We start from the raw sequence: 17,719 nt of genomic DNA, 5'->3' as shown, positions 1-17,719 counted from the left end.
CAGCCCACACCGCCCCCAGCCGCCGCCAGCCGCCGTATACCGCACCAGCCTGGCCGGCACGATCGATCGAAAAATTGGGTTTCATAGAATGCGGTCGATTTTAGGCAACGACCCTATGTTCAGTTTTTTCAAGAAAAAGTTCTTCGGCAACCGTGAGCAGCCCGCGCCCAGCGCTGAGCCACTGCCCGCCCCGGCGGCGCCGGCCGATGCCGCCGCCGGGGCGGCTGCCGTGCCGCCAACACCCGCACCAGCGCAGACCCCCCCCGACGCTGCGGCCGCTAGCCCCACGCGGCAAGGTTGGCTGGGCCGGCTGACCGCTGGCCTGCGCAAGACGGGTAGCAGCCTGACCGCCGTCTTTGCGAACACGCGCATCGACGACGCGCTCTACGAAGAACTGGAAACCGCCCTGCTGATGGCCGACGCTGGCACCCAGGCCACTGCCCACCTGCTCAATGACTTGCGCCGCCGTGTCAGGGCCGAGCGGGCCACCGACCCGCAACAGGTGCGCGCGCTGCTGGCCGATGCCCTCACCGACTGGTTGCGCCCGCTGCAAAAGCCGCTGGCGGTCGGCGCCCAACCCGACGGCCCGACCGTGTGGATGGTGGCCGGCGTCAACGGCGCGGGCAAGACCACGACCATTGGCAAGCTGACCTGGCACCTGGCCCACCATGGTGCGACCGTACTGCTGGCGGCGGCCGACACCTTTCGCGCCGCAGCGCGCGAGCAGCTGGGCGTGTGGGCCCAGCGCAATGGGGTGGATATCGTCAGCCAGGACGGTGGCGACCCAGCCGCGGTGGCCTTCGATGCCGTGACCGCAGGCCGTGCACGCGGCAAGGATGTGGTGATCGTGGACACCGCGGGCCGGCTGCCCACGCAGCTGCACCTGATGGAAGAGCTGCGCAAAATCAAACGCGTCGTGCAAAAGGCCGAGGCCACTGCCCCACACGAGGTGCTGCTGGTCATCGACGGCAACACCGGCCAAAACGCTCTGGCACAGGTCAAGGCCTTCGACGCCGCGCTGCATCTCACCGGCCTGATCGTCACCAAGCTCGACGGCACCGCCAAGGGCGGCGTGCTGGCTGCCATCGCCATGTGGACCCGCGAGCAGGGGCGCGAGTTGCCGGTCTATTTCATCGGCATCGGAGAAAAGCTGGAAGATCTGCAACCCTTTGACGCGCGCGAATTCGCCACCGCGCTGCTGGCATGACCCGGCCCCATGGCATAGCGCTTGACCCCGTCGACGAAACGAAGCAACGCGGTCACCTCTACACGAGGTTGCCCCACCCCCAGATGCCCTACGCCACAAACCTGGCCACGGACCTAGCGTTTGTACCGATTTCATATATCAGCTAGTTGCGATACAAACCGCGTTCATGTTCGGCACGATTGCCGCATCATCCCAGAGGAGAAGCACAACCATGAAAGCGTACCGATACATCCTGGCAGCGGGCCTGCTGGGCGCTGCCACGCTGGCGCAGGCGCAGGTGGATCAAATCGAGGTCTGGGCTGCGGCCTGTGCCAACTGCCACGGCACCAACGGGCACGCCCAGCCTGGTATGGAAGCGCTGGCTGGCAAAGACAAGGACGAATTGCTGCAAAAGCTGTTGGACTACAAATCTGGCCGCAAGCCCGCCACGCTGATGCACCAGATCAGCAAGGGCTACAGCGATGACGAGCTGCGCGCCCTCGCCGCCTACTTTGCCGCGCAGAAGAAATGAATCCTCGGGAAAACCCTGCCATGATGCAACGTCGCCAATTCGTCTCCACCGTCGCGGCCGGCTCGGCCCTTGGATCTCTCGGGCTGCTGTCGGGCTGCGCCACGCCCACGGGCAGTGCCAGCGGACCGCACGTCGTCGTCATCGGCGGCGGCTATGGCGGGGCCACCGCAGCCAAGTATCTGCGCTTGTTTTCCGAAGGCAAGGTGCGGGTCACGCTGGTCGAGCCCAGCACCAGCTTCGTCTCGTGTCCGATCTCCAATTTGGTGATCGGCGGCATCAAGCAGATATTAGACATCACCATCCCGTATGACAACCTGGCCAAGCGCCACGGCGTGCAGATCGTGCACGATCGTGCCACGGCCATCGACCCGGACAAGCGTGTCGTCAAATTGGCCGGGGGCAGCGAACTGAGCTATGACCGCTTGATCGTCTCGCCCGGCATCGATTTCATGTGGGAGACCCTTCCCGGCATGGCCAAACCTGGGGCCCAAGACAAAGTGTTGCATGCTTGGAAAGCCGGAGCGCAGACGGTGGCGCTGCGCAAACAGCTCGAGGCCATGCCGGACGGCGGGGTCTATGCCCTGTCCATTCCGCTGGCGCCCTACCGCTGCCCCCCCGGCCCGTACGAGCGCGCTTGCATGGTCGCGCACTACTTCAAGACGGCCAAACCCAAGAGCAAGGTGGTCATCCTTGACGCCAACGATGACATCCAGTCCAAAAAGGCCTTGTTCATGAAGGCGTGGGCCGAGCACTACCAGGGCATCATCGAATACCGGCCCAAGCACCGGGTGGTGGATGTCGATGCGGCCACCAACGCCCTGAAGTTCGAGTTCAACGACGACTTCAAGGCCAGCGTGCTCAACGTCGTGCCCGACATGCGCGCGGGCGACATCGCCGTGCAGACAGGTCTGGCCACCGCCAACAAGCGCTGGTGCGAGGTCGACTTTCTGACCTTCGAGTCTAAGGCGGTCAAGAATGTGCATGTGCTCGGCGACGCGATCCAGATTGCACCGGCAATGCCCAAGTCTGGTCACATGGCCAACCAGCACGGCAAGACCTGTGCTGCCGCCGTGGTCAACCTGCTCATGGGCAAAGAACCGCCGAAGATGCCGCTGTATGCCAACACCTGCTACAGTTTCGTCACCGACGAAGATGTGGTGCACGTGGCCAGCGTCCACCGCTACGATGCGGAGAAAAAAACCATGCTCACCGTGCCCGGCTCGGGCGGTGTCTCGGCACGCGCCAGTGAGTTGGAGGGTCGCTACGCTCTGGCGTGGGCGCGCAACATCTGGGCTGACACGCTGGCGTGAGGTCGCATACCCCGGCTCGAGCCATGGGCGGGTGCATGTGCGCCTGTTTCCATGGCCGAGACGGGGTTTTTTCGACGCAGTCTATCCTTTCATCAGCATTGACTTGATTTCTGGTCACACCCCATGACTCGCTGCTCGATGAACACTTTCAAGACGATGAATCTGCGCCATGTGCTGGCCGTGCTGTGTGCTGCAGCCGCGTGGACCTTGCCCGGGTCCGCTTGGGCGCAGGCCGACGAGGCCCGAGCGCGCAAGATCGCCAACGGCGTGTGCGCCATGTGCCACGGCGATCAAGGCGAATCCACGAGCGAAATCTTCCCGCGCCTGGCTGGGCAGCATACCGACTACATCGTCAAACAGCTCAAAGCCTTTAAGAGCGGCGAGCGCAAGAGCACTGCGATGGCGGAGATGGTAGCCAAACTGACCGAGGATGAGATGATCGCCCTCGGTCGCTACTACGAAAAAATGCCCGCACAGCGCGAAAACGTCAAGGACACAGGGCTGGCAGCCGTCGGCGCATATGTGTACCAACATGGCAACAAATTCAGCGGGGTGCCAGCCTGCGTGAGTTGTCACGGTCCAGATGGCCACGGGGCGTCGAATCTGCCACGTTTGGCAGGCCAACTTTCCGGCTATCTGTTTACCCAGCTCAAGCAGTTCAACAAACGCGAGCGCACCAACGACAACGTGGTGATGCACACGGTCGCCGAGAAGATGACCGAGCTGGAGATGGCCGCGGTGGCGGAGTACCTCAGTACCAAGTGAGGCCAACCCGGCCACCACCGCCCCCCACGCGTGCGGGAATTGGGTGCTGTGCCTTCAGTTCGCGCCGTGCAACCGGGCGTGGATGCGACGCGTCATGCGCCACACCCCCCACAATACCGCCGGCATCAGCGCGCCAGCGGTCAGTTCTGGATGCAGGGGCACGCCCGCTGATTTGAGGGCCTTGGCCCCATACAGCACCAGGCTGATCACATAGTAGGTGATCGCTGCAATCGACAGGCCCTCCACCGTGGTTTGGAGTTTGAGTTGCAGTTCTTGTCCGCGGGTGAGCTTCTCCAGCAGTTGCCGGTTTTGCTCTTCCCGGGCGATATCGACTTGTGTGCGCAGCAAGGCGCTGGTGCGGGCGATGCGCTCGGACAACGCATCCAAGCGCTGCTCGATGGAGGCCACGGTGGCGATGGCTGGCCCCAGACGGCGTTGCATGAATTCGCTGATGGTCTGGGTGCCTGGAATCGCCTGCTCACGCAGCTGCGCGATGCGCTGCAGCACGATGCGGTCATAGGCCCGGGTGGCGGCAAAGCGGTAACCGTTTTCAGCGATGGTGCGCTCGATGCCTGCTGCCAGCCCAACCAGGTCTTCCAGCAGCGCCTGATCCCCCCGCGCTTGGGATTCCATGTCCGCGGTCAGGCGCGCCAGGCGGCGCTCGGCATCGGCCAGTGGCCCAGCCAGCGCCTTGGCCACCGGCAAGCCCAGCAGCGCCATCATGCGGTAGGTCTCGAATTCCAGCAAACGCGCCGCGACGCGGCCCGCACGTGTTTCGCTGACTTCGGGCGAGGCCACGACCAGCATCCGCTCGAAGCCCGAGGGGCGCAAGCGGAAATCCGTCACCACCATCGAATGCGACGGCTGGCCCAGCAGCGCCGCCACCACAGGCTGGTCGCCCAACCAATGGCGCGCACGCGTCAACAGCGCAGCCGGGTCCGACAAGTCGCCCGTGACCATGGCGAGCTTGATCGCGCAAATGGTGCGACCGGGGATGCCTGCCAGCCACTGTGGCGACACCAGCAGGTGGGGCAGCAATTCCGGCTCTCTGGCATCTGGCCCCACCGTCGGCGGCAGCGGTTGCACCAGGGAATAACGGGTAAATTCCGTGTGCCGCTCCCATTTGACGGTGAATCCCGGGGGACAACGCAGGCGCAGAAAATGGCCTTGCAAGTCGTCCTCGGTCAGACCGCCCTGGCCAGGCAAGCGCTGCAGATGGGCCAGCTCTTGCGCCCGATCGACCCCATCGTGCAAGACAGCCACATAAACCACGAGCGCAGGCAAGCGGATGCGCGCCGGCGGCCTGGCGTGCACCTCGTCATGCAGCACGCGGCGGCGCGGATCTTCGGCAGGCAATGTGGCGGGGAGCCCCCCGTTGGCATCTGCGACCTTCATAAGCGTGAACATAGCACAGCGCTGCACCCAACGCGATCTGGGTGGAGTGGGGCTGAATGCAAAGTGGCGCACAGCCAGGGCAAAACCGTATGGCTGCGCAAAGAGGGTTTGGACGATACTCGCAGATATTTCCGAGAATTGCCCCGCGCCGGTTGGTTGCCAAAAATATGCGCTTACGGTTGACGGCCTTGACGCAGCGCGGCCGAATTGTCGTCGCCCCGAGCAAGGGTCACACGCCGACGCCCAAGCGATCGGTCGCACTCGGCTGGCGAGCCGCCGCCCGGGCGTTGGTGTGCGCATGGCTGGGGTTGGCGTGGCCAGCGTTCGGGCAAACATTGCCGAGCCTGCTGCAGCAGCACAGCGTGCCGATGTGGCTGATCGATCCGGCAGATGGCACCATCGTCGATGCCAATGCGGCCGCGGCGGATTTTTACGGCTACCCGGCGCTGCGCTCGCCGGGTCGCATGAACATCGCCCAGATCAACCAACTAAGCGAGACAGACATCCGTGCCGAGATGGAGCGCGCGCGCCGCGAGGGGCGGGGCTACTACCTGTTTCCGCATCGGCTCGCCTCGGGCGAAATCGTCACCGTCGAGGTTCACAGCACTCCTGTGGCGGTCGACGGCCGCAACTTGCTGTTGTCGGTGCTGCTGCCGGAGAGCCGCAGCGCGATGCTGCGTCAGGAGCTGCAGCGCTATCAGAATCGGCTGGAATCGCTCTTCACCGTACGCACCACCGAAGCGCTGCAGGCCCGAATCGACCGGGCCCGTGTGCTGAGCTGGGCACTGGCCGGCGCGGTCACCGCGATCATGGCCTTGGTGGCAGCCTTGGGGCTGTTGCGCCGCAGCGCGCGCCGCGCACGGGAGCTCGCACAGGAACTCGACGATGTGTTGCGCGGCGCCCGGCTGGGCAGGCTGCGCTGGGATTTGGTGCAAGGCAACCTCTTCCCCTGTCCGCGGCTGCGCCGGCTGATCGGGCTCGACGACCGCGACCCGCGCCCCATTCCCGCCACGACTTGGATGCAGTGGATTCACCCCAAGGATGCCGCGCAAGCCAAAACCGCTTTGCAGGCCCACCTCAGAGGCCAAAGCGAGGCGGCCGACGTGCGCTTTCGTCTGCAACACCGGGACGGACACTGGATCTGGCTGCAGGCATGGGGCCAGGTCGTGGCGCGCGACCCCAGGAGCGGCCGCGCCACGGTGATGGCCGGAATTTTGCGCGACGTCGGCAACGAGGTCGCGTTGGAGGAGTCGCGGGCCATCGCGGCGAGCGTCTTCAACGATGCTGGCGAAGCGTTCATCGTCACCGACGAGCGCGGCACCGTCCTGGAGGTCAACGCCGCCATGCTGCGGATGAGCGGCTACGGCCGGGATGAGCTGGTCGGACAGACCAACCTACCCTGGCGACCGACAGACCGAAGCGGCATGCCGAATTGGTATCAGCTGCGCCGCCGGCTGCTGCGGGATGGCCGCTGGCGGGGCGAAGCTTGGTGGCGGCGCCGCGACGGGACCGAATTCCCGGTGGTGGAAACCATTTCGACCGTACGCGACGACCGCGGACAGATCATCCGCTTCGTCGTCGTCGCGCAAGACATCACCGAGCTCAAAGCGCAACAGAAGGCCCTGGAGCGACTGGCTTATTACGATGTGTTGACGGGGCTGCCCAACCGCGCGCTGTTGGCCGACCGTTTGGACCTGGCCATCGCCAGCGCCCGGCGTCACCAGCGGCGGGTGGCGGTCGCCTATCTGGATCTGGACGGCTTCAAATATGTCAACGACTCGCACGGCCACCGGCAGGGCGATTGTGTCCTGCTCACACTGGCTCAGCGATTACAGGGGGCGCTGCGCGAGGGCGATACGCTGGCGCGGGTCGGGGGCGACGAATTCGTCGCCATCCTATGCGACCTCGACGAGAGCGAGCGCTGGAGTGCCGTCATCGACCGGCTGCTGGTCGCGAGCACCGAGGTCATCGATTGTGACGGAACACCGGTGCGACTGAGCACCAGCATTGGCGTGACGCTGTACCCCGACGATGGAGCCGACGCCGAGGTACTGCTGCGCCACGCGGATCAGGCGCTGTACCGCGCCAAGCGCGAAGGCAAGAACCGCTGGTGCCTGTTCGATCCCCAGGAGGATCGCGCCGCGGCGGCCCATGCGGAGCATCTCGCAGACGTGCGGCGGGCTCTGGCCAGCGGGGACGAATTCCGCCTGTTTTTGCAACCGCGCGTCAGCCTGGCCGATGGCGCCATCGAGGGCGCTGAGGCGCTGCTGCGCTGGCAGCATCCACAGCGGGGACTGTTGGCGCCAGCAGCCTTCTTGCCCGCGATCGAGCAGGACGACACCATGATCGCGCTGGGCGACTGGGTACTGGCCGAGGCCATGCGCCAGCTTCAGCGCTGGCGCGAGGCGGGACAGCCGAGCTGGTCGCTGTCCGTCAACATCGCTGCGCGCCAGCTAAACGATCCGGCTTTTGTGGACCGACTGGCACAGCACCTGGCGCGCCACCCGCAGGTGGACCCGAGCCGACTGGAGCTCGAAATCGTCGAATCCAGCTCGCTGGAGGGCGTTGCCGCGCTGGAGGACCTGCTCGAGCGTTGCCGTGCATTGGGCGTCGCCGTGGCGATCGATGACTTTGGCATCGGCTACTCGTCGCTCGCCTATCTCAAGCGCCTGCCCGCCAGTGTGGTCAAGATCGACCAGTCTTTCGTGCGCGATATGTTCGACGATCCCAGCGATCTGCGCATCATCGAGGGCGTGGTGGCGCTGGGACAGGCATTCGGCCTGCATGTGGTCGCCGAAGGCGCCGAGACGCTGCACCACGCGGAGCTGCTGCTGCGGCTGGGGGCACAATCGGCCCAGGGCTACGGCATCGCCCGTCCTATGCCCGCCGATCAGTGGGCTGCTTGGGCCGCGGGCTGGGAGCCTCCGGCTTCGTGGATACGCTGGCGCACGCTCGCGCATTCGCCATGGTCGCGGATTCTGGCACGGATGGAGGTCGAGCACCGAGCAGCGCTCACGGGACTGGCGCTGCACCGGACCCGGCCCGCGCTTGCCCACGACTGCCCGTTTCATACTTTGATGATCGATACGCTGCCGCAGGCCGCACGCCAATGGCCCGAGTATGCCGCGCTTCAAGAGGCACATGAAGCCTTTCACGCGGCCACCCGCCAGTGGTGGGAACGTGCCGCCGACACCGACCCCAGGGAGGACCCCGCCATCCGGCAAACGCATGGTGCCCTGTTGGCAGCGCTGCATCGCCTGCTCGACCGACTGTGTACCACGGCGACATGACCCATCCGCGCTACGATCAGCGCATGAGCACGCCAATACCGCCCACCGCCGTGCAGGCGTGGCTTCCGATACTGCAGTGGATGCGCCACTACCGGCGCGAGCATGCGACGGCGGATGGGGTGGCGGCTGCGGTGGTCACGCTGATGCTGGTGCCGCAGAGCCTGGCCTATGCGCAGCTAGCGGGCATGCCGCCAGAGGCGGGTCTGTACGCCAGCATCCTGCCGCTGCTCGTCTATGCGCTGCTCGGCACCAGCTCCACCCTGGCCGTGGGACCCGCTGCAGTGACCTCCTTGATGATGGCCGCCGCCGCTGCGGCGCTGGCGCCCGAAGGCACGGCGACCTATGGCTGGGCTGTCTGGTGGTTGGCGGCGCTCAGCGGAATCATCTCGCTGCTGCTCGGAGCACTGCGGCTGGGTTTTCTGGCGCACTTTCTCAGCCATCCGGTGCTGCACGGTTTTGTCTCGGCCTCCGGCATCCTGATCGCTGCCAGCCAACTCAGGCACCTGCTGGGCCTGCCCCTGAATGGAACGACACCGCCGGCTCTGCTGACTCAGAGTTGGCACACCGTGGGCGAGACGCATGGCCCCACCCTACTGGTCGGTGCGGGGACGCTGGCGGCCTTGCTCGCTGCGCGGCGGGGATTGCGGCCCGGCCTGCGCCGCCACCGACGCCGCCTCCCAAGGCGTGCGGGTGGTCGGCGCTGTCCCCGCCGGGCTGCCCGCTTTCACCTGGCCTGGCCTCGGAGACGACGGCTGGGCAGGACTGCAGCCGCTGCTGCTGCCTGCCTTCCTACTGGCTCTTGTGGGATTCGTGGAATCGGTATCGGTCGGCCAATCACTGGCCGCGCGACGCCGCGAACGCATCGACCCCAACGCCAAATTGCGGGCGCTGGGCGCGGAAAATCTGGCGGCTGCCTTCAGTGGCGGGTTTGCAGTCACGGGCGGGTTCGCACGTTCGGTCGTCAACTTCGAGGCCGGGGCGCGCACGCCGGCCGCCGGGGTATACACCGCGTTTGGGCTGGCGGGAGTGACCGCTTTTTTGACACCCGCGTTATACCACTTGCCCCAGGCGGCGCTGGCCGCCACGATCGTGGTCGCCGTGCTGACGCTGGTGGATCCGTCGGCCTTCGTGCGCACCTGGCGCTACTCGCGCAGTGACTTTGCGGCCATGGCCCTGACCGCTGCGCTGACCCTCACCGTCGGTGTGGAAATCGGCCTTGGCACCGGGGTGCTTGTGTCGATCGCCTTGCTGCTCTACCGCAACAGCCGACCGCACATCGCGGTGGTCGGACGCATTCCGGGGACGGAGCATTTCCGCAACGTCGAGCGGCACGCGGTGCAAACCGTGCCACATGTGCTGGGACTGCGAGTGGATGAAAGCCTGACTTTCGCCAATGCGCGCTTTCTGGAGGATTATGTGGCGGCCCAGGTCGCCGCGCGCCCGGCGGTGCGCGACGCGGTGCTGCAAGGCTCGGCGATCAATGAGATCGACGCCAGCGCGCTGGACTGCCGGCCCGACTGAGCGGCCAGGTGTTCCTGAGCCACCATCAGGCCATCGAAACACTGGCCGCCCAAAGCCCCCAACCAGGACGTGCAGCCCAAGGGGCTGATACCACGAAAACCCCGCCGGGCCGCGTTGACCGGGCGGGGTGGACACCGTCTCAGGCTTGAGAAAGCCGGTCGCTTACGCGCCCAACTTCTCCTTGATGCGGGCGGCCTTGCCGGTGCGGCCACGCAGGTAGTAGAGTTTGGCGCGGCGCACATCGCCGCGGCGCTTGACCTCGATGCTCGCGATCAGCGGGCTGTAGAGCGGGAAAGTCCGCTCGACGCCTTCGCCGTTGGAGATCTTGCGCACGATGAAACTGGAGTTCAGCCCCCGGTTGCGCTTGGCGATCACGACGCCCTCGTAAGCCTGGACGCGCTTTTTGTTGCCTTCGATCACATTGACATTGACGATCACCGTATCGCCGGGCGCGAAAGCGGGGATGTTTTTGTTCAGGCGAGCGATTTCTTCCTGCTCGAGGATCTGAATGAGGTTCATGGTCACATCCACGATCATGACCGCGCTGCGATATTGCACGGAGCCGCGCCCTTGCGCCGCCCCGCTCAGGGTCAGTTCCTGAAGCCGGACAGAGGATCAAAGCTCTCTATTGTAACCTGCTTCGCGCAGCGCATGTTCGTCAGCCGGGCCCAGCCGTCCTGCGGCCCGTGCACGCGCCAGCACATCCGGCCGCCAGCGTGCCGTCGCCTTCACCCGCTGGGCGCGTCGCCACGCCTCGATCTGCGCATGGTGGCCAGAGAGCAACACGGGCGGGACGGTCATCGGCCCGGACGGACCCTGCCAGACCTCCGGCCGGGTGTAATGCGGACAGTCGAGCAGGCCATCGACGCTGGGATTGAAGCTGTCCTGCTCGGCGCTGGCCAGATCGCCCAGCACCCCGGGCTGCAGCCGCGCCACCGCGTCCAGCAGCGCCACGGCCGCAATCTCGCCGCCCGAGAGGACAAAATCGCCCAGACTGATCTGCGCATCCACACAGGCATCGACGAAGCGTTGGTCCACCCCCTCGTAGCGGCCGCACAGCAGGATGGCACCAGGTGCGCTCGGCTGTGCATAGCGGGCCACCACGTCATGCGACAAACGTTCGCCCGCGGGTGAAAACAGCACGGTCGGCACATCCACGCCTGCACCTGCCGGGCGATGCGGGGGCAGACCGCGGTCGAGGCGAATCGCCTGCCAGCAGCGGTACAGCGGCTCGACCAGCATGACCATGCCCGGGCCACCGCCAAACGGGCGGTCGTCCACCCGGCGGTAGCGGCCGTCGGCAAAGTCGCGCAAGGGCCACAGCCGCACCTGCACGGCAGCGGCAAAGGCACGGCGCACCACGCCGACCGACAGGTAGGGCTCGATCAGCTCGGGGAAGAGGGTGATGACGTCAAAGCGCATGACACCCGCGCGGCCGCGGTCAAGTCAATAATCGGGCTGCCAATCCACGGTGATGCGGCGCGCCGCCAGATCCACCGCATCCACATACGCGCTCACGAAAGGGATGAGGCGCTCGACCGCCTGCTCGCCGGAGCCATCGCGCAGACACAATACGGTGTGCGGCCCTGTGGGCAGTAAATCCTCGACGACACCCAGAACCAACCCCTCACGGTTGACAACCGTCAGGCCGATCAAATCGACCCAATAGTACTCGTCGGGGCCGTCCGTCGGGGGGAAGTCGGCGCGGGCAATGTGGATACGGGCCCCACGCAGGCGCTCAGCCATGCTGCGGTCGCCGACCCCTTCGAAGTGGGCCACCACGGCATCGCCGTGCCAGCGCGCTTCGGCCACTTGCACGGCGACCGTGCCCTGGAAGGCATCGAAAGCCCGGGCACGGGGCAAATGGTGGACCGAAGGGGGCTGCAGATACCAGCGACGCGCGTGCAGCAAGGCATCACCGCTCGGGCTCAAGCCATGCACACGAACCCAGCCGCGCACCCCCCAGGCCTCTTGCACATGGCCGATCTCGACCGCGTCGGCGGGCAGCTCGGCCGCCTGCCAGGGCAAAGACTCGGCCATGCCTTGTGCAGGATCAGGCTGCAGCGGCCTCGGCGGGCACGACCTTGGCAGCCTGCTTGATCAAGCGGGCGACGGTCTCGGACGGCTGGGCGCCAACACCGAGCCAGTAGGCCAGTCGGTCTTGGGCGATATTGAGCGGCACATCGTTGCCGCGCGCAATGGGGTTGTAAAAACCGATGCGCTCGATGAAGCGGCCGTCGCGGCGGCAGCGCTTGTCGGCGACGACGATGTGGTAAAACGGGCGGGCCTTCGAGCCGCCACGGGCGAGTCGGATCACGACCATGGTTTATCCTTGCAGACTGTACGACGAGACGGTGGAGGCAACGCCTGAGACACGGCGACTGGCCACCCGGCCAGCGAAACGTTGCAAACCCACCATTATAACCAGCGCCCCGTGAATACCCCCCTGATCCGCCCGAGCCAGGAAAATGACCTGCCCGCCATCGCCCGCATCTACGGCCACCATGTGCTGCACGGCACGGGCACGTTTGAAACCGATCCCCCCAGCGCCGCCGACATGGGCGCTCGCCGCGCCGATGTATTGGCCAAAGGCCTGCCCTGGCTGGTGGTCGAGTGGCAAGGCGAGGTGGCGGGCTTTGCCTATGGCAATTGGTTCAAGCCGCGGCCCGCGTTCCGCTTCTCGGTGGAGGATTCCATCTACATCGCGCACGACGCCGTGGGCCGGGGATTGGGCCGCGCGCTGCTGGCCGAATTGCTGCTCCAACTCGAGCTGCGGGGCATCCGCAAGGTGATGGCGGTGATTGGCGACTCTGCCAACGCCGGCTCAATCGGGCTGCACACCACCTTGGGCTTCGAGCGGGTGGGTGTGGTGCGCTCCTGCGGCTGGAAGTTCGGCCGCTGGCTCGACATCGTGTTGATGGAAAAGGCCCTGGGTTGGGGCGACCGCACCCCACCCAGCGAAAACTGACCCCGCCGCCCTTGGGGAACCCGCGCCGACCGATGCGGCTCCCAATGCGCACGCCCTCCCCCGCACCCACGCCATCGTCCATGGTGACCAACGCCCGTCCTGCCCCCGCTCACTGGCCCCGCAACAAAACTGTCGCCGCTTGGCTCGCCTTGTTGGGTGGCGGCTTTGGCTGGCATCGGTTTTATCTGCACGGATTCGGCGATGTGTGGGGCTGGGCCCACGCCATCCCGACCGCGCTGGGGCTGTGGGGGGTCGATCGGGTACTGACCTATGGGCAGGACGATAAGCTGTCGTGGGTGCTGCTGCCCTTGCTGGGCGTGGGCCTGGTGGCCGCGTGTCTGTCGGCCATTGTGTATGCGCTGCAGCCGCCCGAGCGCTGGAATGCACGCCATAACCCGGCCGGACCGGCCGACGCCCGCGCTGGCGAGACGAACTGGCTGACCATCATCGCCGTGGTGCTGTCGCTGATGGTGGGTGCCACGGCGCTGATGGCGGGCCTGGCGTTCAGCTTCCAGCGTTACTTCGAGTACCAAATCGAAGAAGGGCTGCGCATCAGCCAGTGAGCCGCGCCATCAGCAGCATCCAGACGCTCAGGGTCAGCATGGCCGACACCGTGGACAGCCCCATGGCGGCAGTCACTTCGGTTTGCGCCACACGGTAACGCTGTGCGAACAGAAACACATTGGCCCCGATGGGCACGCCAGCGGCAACCACCAGCACCGTCAACGGCAGGCCGCGCAAACCCCAGAGCCACGCCGAGATGCCGACCAGTACCGGCATGACCAGGTTTTTGGCCAGAGCCAGGGACAGAGCCTCGCGCCAATGCTCGCGCCAGGGGGTGCTGGCCAGGCTTACGCCCACCAGCACCAGCGCCAACGGTCCGAAGGCCTGGCCCAGCAGCTGCAAAGGCTGGTCCACCACAGGGGGCAAAGTCGCTCCCGACAGGCCCCACAGCAAGCCACAGGCAATCGGCAGGGGTATGGGGTGGATGACCGATCCGCGCACCGCCGACAAGGCCGTGTGCCACAACTGCGCCGCAGGTGTCGTCCCACCCTGGACGCGGCTGCGCGCGTCGACCAATTCCAGAGCCACCGAGCTGAGCGTCAAAAGGATGAGCGAATGCACGGCGATCAGCGTCAGCAGCGTGACCACACCGGCCTGCCCATAGGCCAGACCGATCAGGGGGATGCCGATCATGACCAGGTTGGAAAACGTGCCGCCCAGCGCCAGCACGATGCCACGTGGCTGCAAGCCATGCCACGCCATTTGCAGGGCAAACCAAGGCAGTGTGGCGCCGAAATAGGCCACCACGGGGCGCCAGTCCAGCGTCTCGAGCCGCACCTGGGCCATGGTGCGAAACAGCAGCGCCGGGATGAGCAGCAAGAACACCAAATTGGACAAATCCTTGACGGCTGCAGCACCGATCCAGCCGCGTCGGCCCGCGACCACACCCGCGCCGATCAGCAGGAAGACCGGAGTCAGCGATTGAAAGACAGGATGGTTGGCAACACTCACCGCATCAGTGTAGTGAGTGCGCGCAGCGGCGGCTGGCGCCTGCGCGACCGTATGGGTCACGAGCGGGCTGACTTGAGGTATGGCGCAAACGCACGGCGCAGTTTGGCGACTTTCGGTGCAGCCACCGCCAGGCAGTAGCCGTGGTATGGGTGGCGTGCGTAAAAGTCTTGATGCTCGTCTTCCGCCGGCCAGTAGTGGCGCAGCGGCTCCACCTCGGTCACGATGGGGGCATCGAAAGCGCGCTGCGCCTGCAATTCGTCAATCAGCGCACGGGCTGCCGCGGCTTGCTCGGGCGTGGTCCAGTAGATACCGCTGCGGTATTGTGTGCCGACGTCGGCGCCCTGGCGATTGAGGGTGGTGGGGTCGTGGGTGGCAAAAAAGATGGTCAACAAATCGCGCACACCGATCACAGCCGGGTCGTAGACCAGCTTGACGACCTCCGCACAGCCGGTGGATCCGGTGCAGACCTCCTCGTAAGTCGGTCGCTCGGCCTGACCGTTGCTGTAGCCGGATTGCACATCCAGCACGCCGCGCACCTGTTGGAACACGGCCTCGGTGCACCAGAAACACCCGCCCGCCAGAACCAAGGTCTGCGTTGTCATGGCCACCATCCTGCAACGGTCCGAGATACCATGCCCACGTCACGGGTTTTTGTGGCCCTGCCGCGGCTGGGCTTTGGGTTGCGGCTGTGTGCCGCTAGGGGGTGGCCGCTCCCAACGGGGCGCTGCGATCCCGGCTGTGAAGCGCCCCGGCCAACAGCGGTGCCAGCGCCACGGCGTTGTTGGCGTGCGGCACGCTGTCGGTGCTCCAGACCGTGCCGACACCTGCGGGCTGCATCACCGCCAGCGCATCGCCGACAAACAGCGCGTGCGTCACGGCCACATCCACTGCGGCGGCGCTCGCCGGATTCATTCAGCGCTGCCCACAGCCGCTGCGCCGGGGCCGCTTCGTCGTCAAAAGCCAGCAGCATCGCCATGACGATCAGAACTCCGCCTCGATCTGCACCGCCTCGTGCGGGGCACCAATGGTGTAACCGCTGGCACGCATACTGGCCGCACGCGCAAATTCGACGTCGGCTGGATATGCGGCGTAGACCTGGTAGAGCACGTCGCCGGCGCGCACCGACTCGCCGAGCTTGACAGCCAGATCGACCCCAGCACCAGCCACATTGGGCGCGTCAGCCAGCCGCGCGATGCGCGCGATCTGCAGATCGTCGATGCCGGTGACGACGCCGTCGCGCGGTGCAGTTACCTCGAAGCGTTGGCGCGCCAGCAGCGGACGCTCAGGGTCGAAGCGGCGCGCGGCCGTCGGCGTCGGGCCGCACCGGCGGACAGGGCGACCGCTTCAGACCGACAGGGCTTGCGGCGGCGAGGGCGGGATTGACGGCATCCATAGATTAGGCGCTGCGGATTTGTTGGCGTTCGATCACCGGGCGCATACGGTCGACATCGCGCAGAATACGACGCGCCAGGGCTGCCGGTGTCGAGCCTGTCGCCTGCCAGCCTTGCGCCAGCAAACGCTGCCGAATGCGCTGGTCGCGCAGCACGCGGCTGACGGCCTGGGCCAGTCGATCGACAGATGCGCCGGCCAGCCCCCGCGGCGCGGCGATGGCATGCCAGTGCTCGAAATCGAAGCCGCGCACACCCTGCTCGCTCAGTGTGGGCACCCCAGGCAACAGTGGGCTGCGCGATGCACAGGTCAAGGCCACGGCCGGCAGCTTGGCGGCGCGCCAGTGGGGGATGGTCAGTGACGGGGGCAGGAGCGCCAGCTGGACATCGCCCTGCAGCAGTGCGTTGATCACCTGCGGATTGCCGGGATAGGGAACATGCAACGCCTGCCAACCGGCCACCGCCTTGAGGATTTCCATGCCCAGATGAAAGGGTGTGCCCGCGCCTGGACTGCCGTAGTGCCAGGCCATGCCCGCCGTGCGGACGGCACGCAGCGCCGCATTACCCCGCACCTCCAGCTGGGGCGAAATGCACAACACCAGCGGTGCGGTCGCGACCAGCGACACCGGCTGCAGATCGGTCAAGGGGTCATAAGCCAGCGCTGGCTGCATCAGCCGCGCCACGGTCAGGTGTCCGCTGGGCAGCAGGCCCACGGTGTGGTCGTCCTCGGCTTTGGCCACCGCGGCGGCCGCGACGTGCCCGCCAGATCCTGGGCGGTTTTCCACCTCGACCGGCTGGCCGAGCGCGAGCGACAGCGGCCCGACGATGCTGCGCGCGATCTCGTCGGGCGACGAGCCCTGGGGAAAGCCGACCAGCAGACGCACCGGACGTACCGGCCAGCGGGGCAAAGACGCTGATGGTATGGCCCAACTGGGCTGCAGCACCCCCGCCGCCGCCAAGGCCGAGCCCTGGAGCAAACGGCGGCGCTGCAGCGATGGCCTGGCGGGCGCCGGGTCCAGCGCCATGCGGGGGGAGCGGGTTGCGGAGTTCATGCCGAGCGAGTGGGGTCGACGGTGGCCCATCGAACAGGGGACCTCAGGAGATCTCCCGGGACGTGAGCGGATCGGGTGGACCGCCATAGAGCCAGGGTTGATCCAGCAACCGCTCGCCCAGCAGGGCCATGGCCCGGTCGCGCCCCCAGCGAACCAGCCCCCGAGCGTGGAAGACGATACCGTTGCGACGTGAACGCGCCTGCACCCGGGCGTTGCGGGCCCAGCGTCCCTGGGCCCATTGCGACAGCCATCCCGACCAATCTTCCCGTCCTGGAGGCTGCGCACGCAACAGCCTGCCCAGCGCCCAGGCATCCTCCAGCGCCATCGCCGCCCCCTGCGCCAGATAGGGACGCATCGGATGCGCCGCATCGCCAAGCAGCGCCACGCGGCCGCGCACATGTTCATGAGGGCCACGCATCGGCTCGCGCGCGTACAACGGCCACAGACGCCAGCCAAAGACGGCGTGCAGCACCGCCTCGAGATCGGCGTGCACCGGCCCCAGCGCGGCCCGCAAATGCTCGGCGTGGGCCTCGTGGTCCCAGCCCTCGGCATCCGTGGGGGGCAGTGGCCCCTCGACCACCATCACCACATTGAGCCATTGCCCCGCACGCACCGGGTAATGCACGCCGTGCAGCCGCGGCCCCAGCCAGGCGACGACTTCGGGCGCGCGCAGATGGATGGGCAGATCGGCGATGCGGGCCAGCCCGCGGTACGCCAGATGACCGCTGAAGACGGGCCGACCATCTCCGAGCAGCCGCTCACGGGTCTGGCTCCAGAGCCCATCGGCCGCGAGCAAC

Annotated in this window: 19 protein-coding genes and 1 pseudogene; 9 read left to right on the top strand and 11 right to left on the bottom strand. The window is 66.5% G+C overall.

All coding sequences use genetic code 11. From position 1 onward, the window contains the following. The first annotated feature begins 115 nt into the window (after window positions 1–115). The 4 genes from ftsY (at window position 116) to P3W97_RS05845 (ending at window position 3,793) form a co-directional block, all read left to right on the top strand. The gene (ftsY, locus tag P3W97_RS05860; protein WP_300844701.1) at window positions 116–1,207 is read left to right on the top strand and encodes a signal recognition particle-docking protein FtsY; all 1,092 of its coding nucleotides are present in this window, start codon (window positions 116–118) and stop codon (window positions 1,205–1,207) included. Between the two features lie 211 nt (window positions 1,208–1,418). Further along, window positions 1,419–1,718 (top strand): c-type cytochrome, encoded by a 300-nt coding sequence (locus tag P3W97_RS05855; protein ID WP_300844698.1) that lies wholly within the window; start codon window positions 1,419–1,421, stop codon window positions 1,716–1,718. Between the two features lie 23 nt (window positions 1,719–1,741). Beyond that, window positions 1,742–3,028 carry an NAD(P)/FAD-dependent oxidoreductase gene (locus P3W97_RS05850; RefSeq protein ID WP_300844707.1) on the top strand — a complete coding sequence of 429 codons (1,287 nt, stop codon included), beginning with the start codon at window positions 1,742–1,744 and terminating at the stop codon, window positions 3,026–3,028. A 123-nt stretch (window positions 3,029–3,151) separates the two neighbouring features. After that, window positions 3,152–3,793, top strand: a complete 642-nt coding sequence (locus P3W97_RS05845) for a c-type cytochrome (protein ID WP_300844695.1) — start codon at window positions 3,152–3,154, stop codon at window positions 3,791–3,793. 54 nt (window positions 3,794–3,847) lie between these two features. Here the strand turns inward: P3W97_RS05845 and P3W97_RS05840 are convergent, their stop codons facing one another. After that, window positions 3,848–5,188: a DUF3422 family protein gene (locus tag P3W97_RS05840; protein WP_300844692.1), complete on the bottom strand. Its 1,341-nt coding sequence runs from the start codon at window positions 5,186–5,188 to the stop codon at window positions 3,848–3,850. Between the two features lie 188 nt (window positions 5,189–5,376). Between P3W97_RS05840 and P3W97_RS05835 the strand changes: the two genes are divergently transcribed. The 3 genes and pseudogenes from P3W97_RS05835 (at window position 5,377) to P3W97_RS05825 (ending at window position 9,999) form a co-directional block, all read left to right on the top strand. Next, window positions 5,377–8,478 carry an EAL domain-containing protein gene (locus tag P3W97_RS05835; RefSeq protein WP_300844690.1) on the top strand — a complete coding sequence of 1,034 codons (3,102 nt, stop codon included), beginning with the start codon at window positions 5,377–5,379 and terminating at the stop codon, window positions 8,476–8,478. After that, window positions 8,475–9,056, top strand: a pseudogene (locus tag P3W97_RS05830) (SulP family inorganic anion transporter); the annotation flags it as partial. The gene P3W97_RS05835 and the pseudogene P3W97_RS05830, both read left to right, overlap by 4 nt. 1 nt (window position 9,057) lies before the next feature. After that, on the top strand, window positions 9,058–9,999 hold the full coding sequence (locus P3W97_RS05825) for a SulP family inorganic anion transporter (RefSeq protein WP_300844688.1): 942 nt from the start codon (window positions 9,058–9,060) through the stop codon (window positions 9,997–9,999). Window positions 10,000–10,161: 162 nt separating this feature from the next. On the opposite strand, the gene rplS is transcribed toward P3W97_RS05825, so the two are convergent. From rplS to rpsP, 4 genes are all read right to left on the bottom strand, one after another. Continuing rightward, window positions 10,162–10,518, bottom strand: coding sequence for a 50S ribosomal protein L19 (gene rplS / locus P3W97_RS05820; RefSeq protein WP_300844686.1), 357 nt, complete (start codon window positions 10,516–10,518; stop codon window positions 10,162–10,164). 96 nt (window positions 10,519–10,614) lie between these two features. Next, window positions 10,615–11,421 (bottom strand): tRNA (guanosine(37)-N1)-methyltransferase TrmD, encoded by an 807-nt coding sequence (gene trmD, locus P3W97_RS05815; protein ID WP_300844684.1) that lies wholly within the window; start codon window positions 11,419–11,421, stop codon window positions 10,615–10,617. A gap of 24 nt (window positions 11,422–11,445) precedes the next feature. Further along, window positions 11,446–12,039, bottom strand: a complete 594-nt coding sequence (gene rimM / locus P3W97_RS05810; RefSeq protein ID WP_300844682.1) for a ribosome maturation factor RimM — start codon at window positions 12,037–12,039, stop codon at window positions 11,446–11,448. Between the two features lie 13 nt (window positions 12,040–12,052). Beyond that, window positions 12,053–12,322, bottom strand: a complete 270-nt coding sequence (rpsP, locus tag P3W97_RS05805; protein WP_300844680.1) for a 30S ribosomal protein S16 — start codon at window positions 12,320–12,322, stop codon at window positions 12,053–12,055. Window positions 12,323–12,433: 111 nt separating this feature from the next. On the opposite strand from rpsP, the gene P3W97_RS05800 reads away from it, so the two are divergent. After that, window positions 12,434–12,967: a GNAT family N-acetyltransferase gene (locus P3W97_RS05800; RefSeq protein ID WP_300844679.1), complete on the top strand. Its 534-nt coding sequence runs from the start codon at window positions 12,434–12,436 to the stop codon at window positions 12,965–12,967. A gap of 80 nt (window positions 12,968–13,047) precedes the next feature. After that, the gene (locus P3W97_RS05795; protein ID WP_300844676.1) at window positions 13,048–13,530 is read left to right on the top strand and encodes a hypothetical protein; all 483 of its coding nucleotides are present in this window, start codon (window positions 13,048–13,050) and stop codon (window positions 13,528–13,530) included. Here the strand turns inward: P3W97_RS05795 and P3W97_RS05790 are convergent. The 6 genes from P3W97_RS05790 to P3W97_RS05765 all read right to left on the bottom strand — a co-directional run. After that, a complete protein-coding gene (locus tag P3W97_RS05790; RefSeq protein WP_300844674.1) occupies window positions 13,520–14,482 on the bottom strand; it encodes an AEC family transporter in 963 nt (320 codons plus the stop codon). The genes P3W97_RS05795 and P3W97_RS05790 overlap by 11 nt on opposite strands. Before the next feature lie 56 nt (window positions 14,483–14,538). Continuing rightward, complete coding sequence (gene msrA / locus P3W97_RS05785; protein ID WP_300844672.1) at window positions 14,539–15,084, bottom strand: peptide-methionine (S)-S-oxide reductase MsrA; 546 nt, start codon at window positions 15,082–15,084, stop codon at window positions 14,539–14,541. Between the two features lie 94 nt (window positions 15,085–15,178). Further along, window positions 15,179–15,394, bottom strand: coding sequence for a hypothetical protein (locus P3W97_RS05780; RefSeq protein ID WP_367184595.1), 216 nt, complete (start codon window positions 15,392–15,394; stop codon window positions 15,179–15,181). A gap of 69 nt (window positions 15,395–15,463) precedes the next feature. Further along, entirely contained in the window at window positions 15,464–15,700 is a 237-nt protein-coding gene (locus P3W97_RS05775) for a hypothetical protein (protein WP_300844704.1), read from the bottom strand. A gap of 178 nt (window positions 15,701–15,878) precedes the next feature. Continuing rightward, window positions 15,879–16,922, bottom strand: a complete 1,044-nt coding sequence (locus P3W97_RS05770) for a tripartite tricarboxylate transporter substrate binding protein (protein ID WP_300844670.1) — start codon at window positions 16,920–16,922, stop codon at window positions 15,879–15,881. Window positions 16,923–16,965: 43 nt separating this feature from the next. Continuing rightward, a partial coding sequence (locus tag P3W97_RS05765) for an FAD-dependent monooxygenase (protein WP_300844667.1) occupies window positions 16,966–17,719 on the bottom strand: 754 nt, incomplete at its 5' end.

Source organism: Tepidimonas sp. (assembly GCF_029335975.1).
Taxonomy (GTDB): domain Bacteria; phylum Pseudomonadota; class Gammaproteobacteria; order Burkholderiales; family Burkholderiaceae_C; genus Tepidimonas.
This window is presented reverse-complemented; position numbering and strand designations above follow the sequence as displayed.

Bases quoted from the DNA above. Each gene is read 5' to 3' on its own strand.
- ftsY (WP_300844701.1), top strand. From the start codon at position 116: ATGTTCAGTTTTTTCAAGAAAAAGTTCTTCGGCAACCGTGAGCAGCCC.
- P3W97_RS05855 (WP_300844698.1), top strand. From the start codon at position 1,419: ATGAAAGCGTACCGATACATCCTGGCAGCGGGCCTGCTGGGCGCTGCC.
- P3W97_RS05850 (WP_300844707.1), top strand. From the start codon at position 1,742: ATGCAACGTCGCCAATTCGTCTCCACCGTCGCGGCCGGCTCGGCCCTT.
- P3W97_RS05845 (WP_300844695.1), top strand. From the start codon at position 3,152: ATGACTCGCTGCTCGATGAACACTTTCAAGACGATGAATCTGCGCCAT.
- P3W97_RS05840 (WP_300844692.1), bottom strand. From the start codon at position 5,188: ATGAAGGTCGCAGATGCCAACGGGGGGCTCCCCGCCACATTGCCTGCC.
- P3W97_RS05825 (WP_300844688.1), top strand. From the start codon at position 9,058: ATGGCCCCACCCTACTGGTCGGTGCGGGGACGCTGGCGGCCTTGCTCG.
- rplS (WP_300844686.1), bottom strand. From the start codon at position 10,518: ATGAACCTCATTCAGATCCTCGAGCAGGAAGAAATCGCTCGCCTGAAC.
- trmD (WP_300844684.1), bottom strand. From the start codon at position 11,421: ATGCGCTTTGACGTCATCACCCTCTTCCCCGAGCTGATCGAGCCCTAC.
- rimM (WP_300844682.1), bottom strand. From the start codon at position 12,039: ATGGCCGAGTCTTTGCCCTGGCAGGCGGCCGAGCTGCCCGCCGACGCG.
- rpsP (WP_300844680.1), bottom strand. From the start codon at position 12,322: ATGGTCGTGATCCGACTCGCCCGTGGCGGCTCGAAGGCCCGCCCGTTT.
- P3W97_RS05795 (WP_300844676.1), top strand. From the start codon at position 13,048: ATGGTGACCAACGCCCGTCCTGCCCCCGCTCACTGGCCCCGCAACAAA.
- msrA (WP_300844672.1), bottom strand. From the start codon at position 15,084: ATGACAACGCAGACCTTGGTTCTGGCGGGCGGGTGTTTCTGGTGCACC.
- P3W97_RS05780 (WP_367184595.1), bottom strand. From the start codon at position 15,394: ATGAATCCGGCGAGCGCCGCCGCAGTGGATGTGGCCGTGACGCACGCG.
- P3W97_RS05770 (WP_300844670.1), bottom strand. From the start codon at position 16,922: ATGAACTCCGCAACCCGCTCCCCCCGCATGGCGCTGGACCCGGCGCCC.